Here is a 12,470-nt window from a genome sequence, read left to right as displayed (position 1 = left end):
GTATTGGCCATCAGCATGGCAATGGTCATCGGTCCGACGCCGCCCGGAACCGGCGTGATGACGCCGGCAACTTTGGCAACCTCGTCATAGGCGACGTCGCCGACGAGGCGCGACTTCCCCTCGCCCTTTTCCGAAGCCGGGATGCGGTTGATGCCGACATCGATGACGGTGGCTGCTGGCTTTACCCAATCCGCCTTGACCATTTCCGGGCGACCGACGGCGGCAACCAGGATATCGGCATTGCGGCAGACGCCGGCGAGGTCCTTGGTGCGCGAATGAGCGGTCGTGACAGTCGCATTGGCGGCAAGCAGCAGAGCCGACATCGGCTTGCCGAACAGGTTGGAGCGGCCGATCACCACCGCATTGAGACCGGACAGGTCCTCGCCATGGGTGCGGCGCACGAGGATCATCGCGCCGGCCGGCGTGCAGGAGACGAGACCGCCATCGAGATCGCCGGTCGCGACCTTGCCGGCATTGACGACATGCAGGCCGTCGACATCCTTTTCCGGCTTGATCGACTGAATGATCGGATCCGAATTCAAATGCCTGGGCAGCGGCAGCTGGACGAGGATGCCGTGGATGGTCTCGTCGGTGTTCAGCGTCTCCACGAGCGCGGCCAACTCTTCCTGCGTCGTATGTTCCGGCAGCGTATGCTGGATGGAGTTGAAACCGCATTCCTTCGACATGCGGCTCTTGGCGCCGACATAGGCGTGGCTTGCCGGATCATCGCCGACGATGACGACGGCGAGACCGGGCTTGACGCCGGCCTCGTTCTCCAGGGTCACCGTCGCGGCCTTCACAGCGTCAATCACGGAAGCGGCAACCTGCTTCCCATCGATAACTGGCATCCGATGTATATCCTTCGCTGACATCTCGCTTAGCTGAATTCGAGGCTCATGCGCACGAGATCGTCCCATAGACTTTCTGCAAAACCACGCAGAACGAGAAGCTCGAAACCATCATCCTCCATTCGCGTGACATGGGCAGCGATATGGCCAATGAGCGCCGTGGCCGACTGCCCGACGGGGAACGCGGCGTTCGACAGATCGATGGCCGTACCCTTGGCGAGGACATGGGCGGCCTGGGGCCCGCGCACGAGGATGCGCACGCGCCCATGGCTCTGGTCGATGACATCCGCCACCGGCCTCAGCTTTTCCGCGATTGCATCGAGATCCGCATAAGGCAGAGCCGTCGCACCCACGGCGAACCATTGGCCGACCGAGACGGAGCGAAGCGACAGGCCGGAGAGTGAAGCATCGCCGATAATCTCCGGCGAGCCGGTATCGGGACGCGCGAGGAGATGCAGGACCGTGCCCTCGGGAAGGGCTTCCAGACTGACACCGGTGCGCAGAACGGGCTTGCAATCGGCCAGGGCGGCGCGCTGCGTGACACGATAGGCTGACATCCAAATCCTCCCTCAATCAGGCGTGAAGCTTTTCATTGGCTGCGTCGAAAAACACCGGTGCGCAGATCCGTCCGGGCGTGAACTCGCCGCGCAGACCGTTCCAGACCATGATTTCCTCGCCATGCCGTTCCCGCCCGCGGCGCACCAGCGCAAGACCGATGGTGGAGCCGACATGCGGCGAGTAGCAGCTCGAGGTGATGTAGCCCTGGTCGTTCTCCAGCGTGGCCTCGGCATTCTTTGCGAGGATGTGGGAACCCGTACGGAAGCCTGTTGCGGGATCGAGCGGCATGATACCGACGAGCTGCGGCCGGTCCGGCGCATTTAGGCCTTCCCGCTCCAGCATTCGTTTGCCGATAAAATCGGTCTTTGTGGTCGAAACCATGCGGCCGAAGCCGAGATCACCCGGTACGACCGTGCCGTTGATCTCGTTGTGGGTGACGTGGCCCTTCTCGATACGCAACACCGACAGCGCCTCGACGCCATAGGGCTGGATACCGTGTTCGGCGCCGGCTTGCATGATGGCATCGGCTACGCCGTCGCCATAGCCGGCCGGTACCGCCAGCTCGTAGGCAAGCTCGCCGGAGAAGGAGATGCGGAAGAGCCGTCCGCGAACCTGACCGCCGAAGAGCGAAACCTCGGCAGCGGCCAGGAACGGGAAAGCCTCGTCGGAAATATCCGTATCGACAATCGCCTGAAGGATCTGACGCGACTTCGGGCCGGCAACCGCCATCTGCGCCCACTGGTCGGTGACGGACGCGAGCCGGACGTCCAGTTCCGGCCAGAGCGCTTGCGCGCAGAATTCCAGATGGTTCATCACGCCCGCCGCATAGGCCGTCGTCGTCGTCATGAAGTAGCGGTTTTCCTCCAGGCGGCTGGTCGTGCCGTCGTCATAGATCATGCCATCTTCGCGCAGCATGAGGCCATAACGCGCCTTGCCGACGGGCAGCTTGAGGAAGGCATTGCAATAGACGCGGTTGAGGAATTCAGCGGCATCCTTGCCGGTGATCTCGATCTTGCCGAGCATCGAGACGTCGCAGATGCCGGCATTCTTGCGGACGTTCAGGACTTCCCGGTCGACGCTTTCGCGCCAGGTCGTCTCGCCATCGCGCGGGAACCACGACGAGCGATACCACAGGCCGGTCTCGACGAATGTCGCGCCGTTCCGGCTTGCCCAGCCATGCAGCGGCGACTTGCGCACCGGCTGGAAATGCTTGCCGTGCGAAGGCCCGGTCAGCGCGCCGAACGAGACAGGCGTGTAGAAGGGGCGGAAGGTCGTCGTCCCTACTTCTGCGGGTGATACGCCGCGCGCTTGGGCCAGAAGCGCGATCGCATTGACATTCGACAGCTTGCCCTGGTCCGTCGCCATGCCGTTCGTCGTGTAGCGCTTGGCAAGTTCCACGTGACCGTAACCTTCGCGAACGGCAAGCCCGAGATCCTTGCGATGCACGTCGTTCTGATAATCGACGAAGGCCTTGCCGCGCACGCCGGGAATTGACCAGAGCGGCTTGGCGACTGCGCTCGGATCGTCGGCCACGGCCGGAACGGTCGTGCGCTTCGCGCTGTAGCCAAGAGCCTCGGCGCGCTCGGCGCCCTTGGCGAAACCATGCTGCAGGCAGGCGCCGAGCCCGTCGATATTGGCGGCAGCGCCGGCAAGTGTCAGGCCCTTGAGGTTGGACGGAGCCAGAAAAACGCTCGATGAGGCGTTCCATTCCGGCCTGCCGCCGCGATGGCAGGCAAGGCTGATGACAGGGTTGAAGCCGCCCGACATCGCCAGGGCATCGACGGCAAGCTTTTGCGTGCGTCCGGCGATCGTGACCGAAATCGACGACAGGCTCTTGCCGCCATGCGCATCCGACACCACGGCGCCCTTGATGATCTTCGCCGTGCCGGCATATCGGAAGCCAGCGCCTTCGGCCCTGCTGTCGATGATGACGACATCGCTCGCGCCGACGGCTTCGAGATCACGCGCCAGCGCATAGCCGCTGTCATTGGTCGTGAAGATCGCCACCTTCCTTCCGGGCGCGACAGCATAGCGGTTGAGATAGCTGCGCATGGCGCCCGCCATCATCACGCCGGGAATATCATTGCCGCCGAAGACGAGAGGCCGTTCCTCCGCACCGGTCGCCAGCAGCGCCTCCCTGGCGACGATGCGCCAGAGCCGCTCGACGGGAAGCCGCTCCAGCGGCGCCTGCACATGCTTCTGCACGCGTTCGACGGCGCCGAAGACGTTGCCGTCGTACCAGCCGAAAACCGTGGTGCGCGGCATCACTGTCACGTTTGACAGCGAGGCGAGCTCCGCCAGCGCCGTCGCCACGAACTCCGTCGCACTTTCGTCACCGATACGGACCGTTTCCGACAGCAGGCCGCCGCCGCAACGCGAATGCTCGTCGACGAGAATGACCCGCGCACCAGCGCGCCCGGCGGCAAGGGCAGAGGCAAGACCGGCCGCTCCCGCGCCGACGACGAGAAGGTCGCAGTGAATCCAAGCCTTTTCATAGCCGTCCGGGTCCGCCTCGTAGCTTGCCCGCCCAAGACCGGCAGCACGACGGATAAAGGGCTCGTACAGCTTCTCCCAGAGAGCTGCCGGCCACATGAAGGTCTTGTAGTAGAACCCCGCGCTGAGAAAAGGCGACAACAAGCTGTTGAAGGCGCCGATGTCGAAATCAAGCGACGGCCAGCGGTTTTGGCTGCTCGCTTCGAGGCCGTCATAGAGTTCCTGCATGGTGGCCCGGGTGTTCGGCTCCGTGCGTCCACCCCGGCCGATCGTCATCAGCGCATTCGGCTCCGCGCTGCCCGCGGTGAGGATGCCGCGCGGACGATGATACTTGAAGCTGCGGCCGACGAGGAGACGACCGTTTGCAAGCAGCGCCGAGGCGAGGCTGTCACCCGAAAATCCGCTCAGCACCTTGCCGTCGAAGGAGAAGGAAAGCGGCCGCGACCGGTCGATCAGGCCGCCGGAGGAGAGGCGAAAGGGCGTCATGGGGTCACCTCGCCGCGACGATCGGCGGCATCACGGGTCGCGTGGATGTCATGGGTTGCGGTGTCGCGCTCGACCACCAGCCACCGGCGGCAGCCGGATGTGTGATGCCAGTATTCGCGGTAGGCGCCGCGCGGGTTGTCACGCAGATAGACGAAATCGAACCAGACCTCCTGGGACGCATCCGCGGCGGGGCGCGGCAACGCGGCGCCCTTGACGGTGAACTCTTCCTTCGGGCGTGGTCCGCAATGCGGGCAGGTGACGAGGCTGGCCATTTCGGTGTCCTTGGTCGGGCAAACTAGTGAAGGTTCGGCTGGGCGCCCTGGCCCTTCTCATCGATGAGATAGCCGCGCTCGAACCGGTCGAGACGCATCTGCCGGGTCGTGGCGTGCGAAACGTCTTTCGCGATGAGATGGGCAAAGCAGAAGCCGGAGGCAGGCGTCGCCTTGAAGCCGCCGTAGCACCAGCCGGCATTCAGATAGAGATTGTCGGTCGGCGTCTTGTCGATGATCGGCGTGCCGTCCATCGACATGTCCATGATGCCGCCCCAGGAGCGCAGCACGCGAATGCGCGACAGCGCGGGGATCATCGCCTTTCCGGCTTCCGCGACATGCTCGACGGTCGCGAGATTGCCGCGCTGGGCATAGGAATTGTAGCCGTCGATGTCGCCGCCGAAGACCAGCCCGCCCTTGTCTGACTGGGAAACGTAGAAATGGCCGGCACCGAAGGTCACGACGCAATCGATGAACGGCTTCAGCCCCTCAGAAACGAATGCTTGCAGGACATGGCTTTCGATCGGCAGCTTCATGTCCGCCATCTGGGCGACGCGCGAGGAATTGCCGGCCGCCGCAAGGCCGAGCTTGCCGCAACCGATGAAGCCGCGCGTCGTCTCGACGCCGGTGACGCGGCCGTTCTCACGGCGAATGCCCGTCACCTCGCAGTTCTGGATGACATCGACGCCGCGGCTATCGGCTCCGCGCGCATAGCCCCAGGCAACGCCGTCGTGGCGCACCGTGCCGCCGCGGCGCTGGATCAGGCCGCCCTGGATCGGGAAGCGGGCATTGTCGAAATCGAGGAAAGGCAGCATGGACTTGGTCGCGGCGCGATCGAGCAGCTCCGCATCCACGCCATGCAGGCGCATCGCATTGCCACGCCTGGTGTAGGCATCGCGCTGGGCATCGGAGTGATAGAGATTGACGACGCCCCGCTGGGACACCATGGCGTTGAAATTGAAATCCTGCTCCAGCCCCTCCCAGAGCTTCATCGAAAATTCATAGAAGGGATTGTTGCCTTCGAGCAGGTAGTTCGAACGGATGATCGTCGTGTTGCGGCCGACATTGCCGGACCCGATATAGCCCTTTTCAAGCACGGCGACATTGGTGATGCCGAACTCCTTGGCAAGATAATAGGCCGTTGCCAGACCGTGACCACCACCGCCCACGATGATGACGTCATAGCGGGCTTTGGGTTGCGGGTCGCGCCAGGCGGGGCGCCAGGAACGATTGCCCGTCAGTCCGTTCAGGAGAATGGATAAAGCAGAATAGCGCATGGTCAGGCCTCGACGATCACAGGTCCGAGCCTAGTCGCCGTTTAGACGGCAGACTTTCAAAAATAGGACGCCATGATATAGATTTGGGCCATGACTGCGTTTGACACGAGAAAAACCCAGAGGATCGGATTTCTGCTCGTGCAGAATTTCGCCCTGATGTCCTATGCCTCCGCCGTGGAGCCCCTGCGGGCGGCAAATCTCATTGCCGGCCTCGATCTCTACAGCGCGCTACCCCTGTCTCTTCATGGCAGACCGGTTGCGAGTTCTTCAGGCCTGACCGTCGAATGCACGGAACTGACCGCGCTCGGCGAAACCTGCCACACGGTCTTCGTCTGCGCAGGCGGTAATCCCAAGGACTGGAGCACCGTCGAGGATGCCCATCCGGTCCTGCGGCGCCTTGCGCGAAAAGGCGTTCGCATCGGCGGCATATCGAGCGGCGCCTATGTTCTTGCGGCTGCGGGCCTGCTCGACAACCGCGACTTCACCATCCACTGGGAACATGCCGGCCTGTTGAAGGAGGCCTTTCCCGCCCTCGCACCACGCCAGGCCCGATACGTGATCGACGGCGACCGTGTCACCTGCGCCGGCGGCGTCGCGCCGCTCGATCTCATGCACGCCATGATCAGCGAACGTATGGGCGCGCATTTTTCCCGGCGCGTCAGCGACTGGTATCTGCATACGGCGGTGGCCGAACCCGGCGCTCCGCAGCGCGGGTCCCTGCCCGAACGGTTCGGCACGCACCATCCTGCGCTTCTGGCCGTCCTGGAGAAAATGGAAGCGACGATCGAAATGCCGCTCGATCGTGCAGCCATGGCAAAGCTTGCCGGCGTCAGTGTCCGTCATCTCGACCGCCTGTTTGCCGAGCATATGGCGGGCGGCTTCCTGGAAACCTACCGCAACATCCGTCTCGACCATGCCCGGCGCCTGCTGGAGCAAAGCCCGCTTTCCGTGGCGGAAATCGCCTTCGCCACGGGTTTTTCGGGGGCCGCGCATCTGTCGACCGCCTTCAAGACGCGGTTTGGCCAGACACCGACGGCGCTGCGCACGAGATTTTCCTACGAGTGAGCGATATTTTCCTGTAGGGAATGTTTTTACCATGAAGAGCGGGTGGGCCATGGCCAGCGGCAAGCAGATCTCCAAGAAGGCGCAGAACGCCCTGTCCCAGAACCCGCACGCGGTGCGCGAGCCGCGCGAGAAGAACCTTGAAATGGCGATCGGGCACGAGGTCCGGGCCTATCGCAAGAAGCTCGGCATTACCGGCGCCGATCTCGCCGCCGCGACCGGCATGTCGGTCGGCGCGCTCTCGAAGATAGAGAACGGCAACGTCTCGCCATCGCTGACAACCCTGCAGTCCCTCTCCAAGGCCCTTGGCGTCCCGCTCACGGCGTTCTTCCGGCGCTTCGAGGAACCGCGCAACGCGACCTTCGTCAAGGCGGGTGAGGGCGTGAAGATCGAGCGCCGCGGCACGCGCGCCGGCCACCAGTACAGCCTGCTCGGTCATATCGACAACAATTCGAGCGGCGTGACGGTGGAACCCTATCTCATCACGCTCACGGCCGAGTCGGACATCTTTCCGACCTTCCAGCACGAGGGCATGGAATTCCTCTACATGCTCGACGGCGTCGTGGTTTACCGCCATGGCGACCAACTGTTCAAGATGGAGGCGGGCGACAGCCTGTTCTTCGACGCGGATGCACCGCACGGCCCCCAGGAACTGGTGAAGCTTCCGGCGCGCTATCTCTCCATCATCAGCTATCCGAAACAGGGCAGCAGTCCCGGCTAAAGTTGCCTCACACGAAATTTTTATTCCTATCAGTTGATTGATCGAAAGCCCCATGGTAGCCATTTGTCACAGCGACAAATGGAGGCACCTATGTGTGGCATTGTTGGATTGTTCCTCAAAGACAAGAGCCTCGAACCGCAGCTCGGAACGCTGCTGTCCGACATGTTGATCACGATGACCGATCGCGGCCCGGATTCGGCCGGCATTGCGATTTACGGATCACCGGCTGACGGAAAAGCGAAGGTCACCCTGCAGTCGGCAAAGCCCGAGGTCGATTTCCGCGGGCTCGACAAGGATCTCGCCGCCGCCGGCATCGACGCCAGCGTGACCGTCAAGAGTACCCACGCCGTCGTCGAGATCGCCGCCGGCGCCATCGCGGCAACCCGCGTGGCCATCGCCTCGATCCGGCCGGATATCCGGGTCATGGGCTCGGGCGACAGCGTCGAGATCTACAAGGAAACCGGCCTTCCCAAGGATGTCGTGGCGCGCTTTGACGTGCGCTCGATGGGCGGCACGCACGGCATCGGCCATACCCGCATGGCCACCGAAAGCGCCGTGACGACGCTGGGCGCGCATCCGTTCTCGACGGGCGCCGACCAGTGCCTCGTCCACAACGGATCCCTGTCCAACCACAACAACCTGCGCCGCGAGCTCATCCGCGAAGGCATGACCTTCGAGACGCAGAACGACACCGAAGTGGCGGCCGCCTATCTCACGGCGGAGATGGCCAAGGGCAAGGATCTCGGTCAGGCGCTGGAAGGCGCGCTTGATGATCTCGACGGCTTCTTCACCTTCGTCGTCGGCACGAAATCCGGCTTCGGCGTCGTGCGCGACCCGATCGCCTGCAAGCCCGCCGTGATGGCCGAGACGGACCAGTATGTCGCCTTCGGCTCGGAGTATCGCGCGCTCGTCAACCTGCCGGGCATCGAGGATGCACGCGTCTGGGAGCCCGAGCCGTCGACCGTCTACTTCTGGGACCACGAAAAAGCTGCGTGACCGGCCAAACGAGAAAGCCCTGCAATGCCTGTATTTGACCTTTCCAAAACGCCCTTGCGCGAACTCAACAGCGCCCTCCATGCCCTTTCCAAGGGCGCCAACGACACCGCGTTCGAGGTCGTCAATCCGCGCGGCAGCCATGCGGTTGCGGTCGGCATCGACAGTCCCGTCAGCGTCGAGGTCCGCGGTTCGGTCGGCTATTACTGCGCCGGCATGAACGACGGCGGCACCGTAACCGTCAAGGGTTCCGCCGGTCCCGGCGTCGCCGAGAACATGATGTCGGGCACCGTCGTCATCGAAGGCGACGCCAGCCAGTATGCCGGCGCCACCGGCCGTGGCGGCCTGCTCGTCATCAAGGGCAATGCCGCCTCGCGTTGCGGCATCTCGATGAAGGGCATCGATATCGTCGTGCATGGCAATATCGGCCACATGTCCGCCTTCATGGGGCAGTCCGGCCATCTCATTGTGCTCGGCGATGCCGGTGATGCGCTCGGGGACTCTCTCTACGAGGCGAAACTTTTCGTGCGCGGCACGGTCAAGAGCCTTGGCGCGGACTGCATCGAGAAGGAACTGCGGCCGGAACATCTGGAGAAGCTCGCCGAGCTTCTCGAAAAGGCCGGCGTCACCGGCGTCAAGCCGGAGGAGTTCAAGCGCTACGGCTCGGCCCGCACGCTCTACAATTTCAACATCGACAACGCTGACGCGTACTAAGGCAGGGACAGACCGATGAGCTATCACAACCCCTATACCCCGCCGCGCAAGTCAGCGACCTTTGACGACTATACGCTCGCTGAAATCCGCCGTGCGGCGGCGACCGGCATCTACGATATTCGCGGCGCCGGCACCAAGCGCAAGGTGCCGCATTTCGACGACCTTTTGTTCCTCGGGGCCTCGATCTCCCGCTATCCGCTCGAAGGCTATCGCGAGAAATGCGACACGACTGTCGTGCTCGGCTCGCGTTTTGCCAAAAAGCCGATCACGCTGAAGACACCGATCACCATTGCCGGCATGAGTTTTGGCGCGTTGTCCGGCAATGCCAAGGAGGCGCTTGGGCGCGGCGCGACGATCGCCGGCACCTCGACCACCACCGGCGACGGCGGCATGACGGACGAGGAGCGCGGCCATAGCCAGACGCTCGTCTACCAGTACCTGCCGTCGCGCTACGGCATGAACCCGAAGGACCTGCGTCGGGCGGACGCGATCGAGGTCGTCGTCGGCCAGGGCGCGAAACCGGGCGGCGGCGGCATGCTGCTCGGCCAGAAGATTTCCGACCGCGTCGCCAACATGCGCAACCTGCCGAAGGGCATCGACCAGCGCTCCGCCTGCCGCCACCCCGACTGGACCGGCCCGGACGACCTGGAAATCAAGATCCTCGAACTGCGCGAGATCACCGACTGGGAAAAGCCGATCTACGTGAAGGTCGGCGGTGCACGCCCCTATTATGACACCGCGCTTGCGGTCAAGGCCGGTGCCGATGTGGTCGTGCTCGACGGCATGCAAGGGGGCACCGCGGCAACGCAGGACGTCTTCATCGAGAATGTCGGCATGCCGACGCTCGCCTGCATCCGCCCGGCCGTCCAGGCGCTGCAGGATCTCGGCATGCACCGCAAGGTGCAACTGATCATCTCGGGCGGCATCCGGTCCGGCGCCGACGTCGCCAAGGCCCTGGCGCTCGGCGCCGATGCGGTCGCCATCGGCACGGCGGCGCTGGTTGCCATCGGCGACAACGATCCGCACTGGGAAGACGAATACCAGAAGCTCGGCACTACCGCCGGCGCCTACGACGACTGGCACGAGGGCAAGGACCCCGCCGGCATCACCACGCAGGACCCTGAACTCGCCAAGCGGCTTGATCCGGTCGCCGCCGGCCGCCGCCTTGCCAACTATCTCAAGGTGATGACGCTGGAAGCGCAAACCATCGCGCGCGCCTGCGGCAAGAACCATCTGCACAACCTGGAGCCGGAAGACCTCGTGGCGCTGACCATCGAGGCGTCCGCCATGGCGCAGGTGCCGCTCGCCGGCACCAGCTGGATCCCCGGCAAGGGAGGCTTCTGACGTAAAATGCCACGCCGGCCGCCGCCTGAAACTCCCAAGCCGGGCAGCGGCCGTTTCCATGAAAAAGTGTCTGATAAATCCAAAAGGGGAACACAGTGACACTCGATCTTGCCACCTACGCCAAGGACCGCGGCGTGAAATATTTCATGATCAGCTATACCGATTTGTTCGGCGGGCAGCGTGCCAAGCTGGTGCCCGCCGAAGCGATCGCCGACATGCAGAAGGACGGCGCGGGCTTTGCCGGTTTCGCGACATGGCTCGACCTCACGCCCGCCCATCCGGACCTGTTTGCCCTGCCGGATGCTTCCTCCGTCATCCAGCTTCCCTGGAAGAAGGATGTGGCCTGGGTCGCCGCCGATTGCGTCATGGAGGACAAGCCGGTCGATCAGGCGCCGCGCGTGGTGCTGAAGAAGCTGGTGGCCGAAGCCGCCAGGGAGGGGTTGCGCGTCAAGACCGGCGTCGAGCCGGAATTCTTCCTGATTTCGCCGGATGGTTCGAAGATCTCCGACGAGTTCGATACCGCGGAAAAACCCTGTTACGACCAGCAGGCGGTCATGCGTCGCTATGATGTGATCGCCGAGATCTGCGACTACATGCTCGAACTCGGCTGGAAGCCCTACCAGAACGACCACGAGGATGCGAACGGCCAGTTCGAGATGAACTGGGAGTATGACGACGCGCTGCAGACGGCCGACAAGCACTCCTTCTTCAAGTTCATGGTGAAATCCGTTGCCGAGAAGCACGGCCTGCGTGCCACCTTCATGCCGAAGCCCTTCAAGGGCCTGACGGGCAATGGCTGCCATGCACATATTTCCGTCTGGGACCTCGATGGCAGGACCAATGCCTTTGCCGACAAGGCCATGCCGTTCGGCCTCTCGGCCAAGGGCCGGACCTTCCTCGGCGGCATCATGAAGCACGCCTCGGCGCTTGCCGCGATCACCAATCCGACGGTCAATTCCTACAAGCGCATCAACGCACCGCGCACCATTTCCGGCGCGACCTGGGCACCGAACACGGTGACATGGACCGGCAACAACCGCACCCACATGGTCCGCGTCCCGGGCCCCGGCCGGTTCGAGCTGCGCCTGCCGGATGGCGCCGTCAATCCCTATCTGCTGCAGGCGATCATCATCGCGGCCGGCCTTAGTGGCCTGAAGACCAATGCCGATCCGGGGCCGCACCACGACATCGACATGTATCGCGACGGCCATATGGTCACGGACGCGCCGAAGCTGCCGCTCAACCTGCTCGATGCGCTGCGCGAATACGAGAAGGACGAAGCACTGCAGGCGGCGCTGGGCACGGAGTTTTCCGCCGCCTACATCAAGCTGAAGAAGAGCGAATGGAACACCTACTGCGCCCAGTTCACGGCCTGGGAACACGCCACCACGCTTGACATCTAGTCCCCGAGCCACCCCTGTGGCCGTTTTCCCCGCGTCGACAGGCGCGGGGATTTTTCACTCATCGCGAGGAGATCCGATTTGACGACCTTCGTCCTGACCGTCACCTGCCCGTCCACCCGCGGCATCGTCGCCGCGATTTCCGGTTTTCTCGCGGATATGGCGTGCAATATCGTCGACAGTTCGCAGTTCGACGATCTCGGTTCGGGCCGCTTCTTCATGCGCATCTCCTTCATTTCGGAGGAGGGAAAAACGGAAAAGGACCTGCGCGGAGGACTGAAGCCGATTGCCGAGCGGTTTTCGAT

12 protein-coding genes are annotated in these 12,470 nt (G+C 63.5%); 7 read left to right on the top strand and 5 right to left on the bottom strand.

What is annotated here, in order from left to right; all coding sequences use genetic code 11:
- From folD to QD409_RS34395, 5 genes are all read right to left on the bottom strand, one after another.
- On the bottom strand, window positions 1-848 hold an 848-nt coding region (gene folD / locus QD409_RS34415; RefSeq protein WP_430764934.1), incomplete at its 3' end, for a bifunctional methylenetetrahydrofolate dehydrogenase/methenyltetrahydrofolate cyclohydrolase FolD.
- Between the two features lie 29 nt (window positions 849-877).
- The gene (locus tag QD409_RS34410; protein WP_243016894.1) at window positions 878-1,405 is read right to left on the bottom strand and encodes a sarcosine oxidase subunit gamma family protein; all 528 of its coding nucleotides are present in this window, start codon (window positions 1,403-1,405) and stop codon (window positions 878-880) included.
- Window positions 1,406-1,421: 16 nt separating this feature from the next.
- Window positions 1,422-4,385 (bottom strand): sarcosine oxidase subunit alpha, encoded by a 2,964-nt coding sequence (locus QD409_RS34405; RefSeq protein ID WP_430764933.1) that lies wholly within the window; start codon window positions 4,383-4,385, stop codon window positions 1,422-1,424.
- Complete coding sequence (locus QD409_RS34400; RefSeq protein ID WP_024900018.1) at window positions 4,382-4,657, bottom strand: sarcosine oxidase subunit delta; 276 nt, start codon at window positions 4,655-4,657, stop codon at window positions 4,382-4,384. Before QD409_RS34400 ends, QD409_RS34405 begins: the two co-directional genes overlap by 4 nt.
- A gap of 23 nt (window positions 4,658-4,680) precedes the next feature.
- A complete protein-coding gene (locus tag QD409_RS34395; protein WP_430764932.1) occupies window positions 4,681-5,931 on the bottom strand; it encodes a sarcosine oxidase subunit beta family protein in 1,251 nt (416 codons plus the stop codon).
- Between the two features lie 90 nt (window positions 5,932-6,021).
- On the opposite strand from QD409_RS34395, the gene QD409_RS34390 reads away from it, so the two are divergent.
- The 7 genes from QD409_RS34390 to QD409_RS34360 all read left to right on the top strand — a co-directional run.
- Window positions 6,022-6,996, top strand: coding sequence for a GlxA family transcriptional regulator (locus QD409_RS34390; protein ID WP_427142564.1), 975 nt, complete (start codon window positions 6,022-6,024; stop codon window positions 6,994-6,996).
- A gap of 49 nt (window positions 6,997-7,045) precedes the next feature.
- Window positions 7,046-7,714 carry a helix-turn-helix domain-containing protein gene (locus QD409_RS34385; RefSeq protein WP_036568532.1) on the top strand — a complete coding sequence of 223 codons (669 nt, stop codon included), beginning with the start codon at window positions 7,046-7,048 and terminating at the stop codon, window positions 7,712-7,714.
- 90 nt (window positions 7,715-7,804) lie between these two features.
- A complete protein-coding gene (locus QD409_RS34380; RefSeq protein ID WP_430764931.1) occupies window positions 7,805-8,710 on the top strand; it encodes a class II glutamine amidotransferase in 906 nt (301 codons plus the stop codon).
- Window positions 8,711-8,734: 24 nt separating this feature from the next.
- A complete protein-coding gene (locus tag QD409_RS34375; protein WP_024900024.1) occupies window positions 8,735-9,421 on the top strand; it encodes a GXGXG domain-containing protein in 687 nt (228 codons plus the stop codon).
- A 15-nt stretch (window positions 9,422-9,436) separates the two neighbouring features.
- Window positions 9,437-10,765: an FMN-binding glutamate synthase family protein gene (locus QD409_RS34370; protein ID WP_427142566.1), complete on the top strand. Its 1,329-nt coding sequence runs from the start codon at window positions 9,437-9,439 to the stop codon at window positions 10,763-10,765.
- A 95-nt stretch (window positions 10,766-10,860) separates the two neighbouring features.
- Complete coding sequence (glnT, locus tag QD409_RS34365) at window positions 10,861-12,168, top strand: type III glutamate--ammonia ligase (protein WP_024899787.1); 1,308 nt, start codon at window positions 10,861-10,863, stop codon at window positions 12,166-12,168.
- A gap of 78 nt (window positions 12,169-12,246) precedes the next feature.
- A partial coding sequence (locus QD409_RS34360; protein WP_430764930.1) for an ACT domain-containing protein occupies window positions 12,247-12,470 on the top strand: 224 nt, incomplete at its 3' end.

Origin of the sequence: Rhizobium sp. BR 315 (genome assembly GCF_050577975.1) — a bacterium.
Lineage (GTDB): Bacteria > Pseudomonadota > Alphaproteobacteria > Rhizobiales > Rhizobiaceae > Rhizobium > Rhizobium miluonense.
The sequence above is the reverse complement of the archived record's forward strand: the minus strand, read 5'-3'. Positions and strand labels throughout refer to the sequence as shown.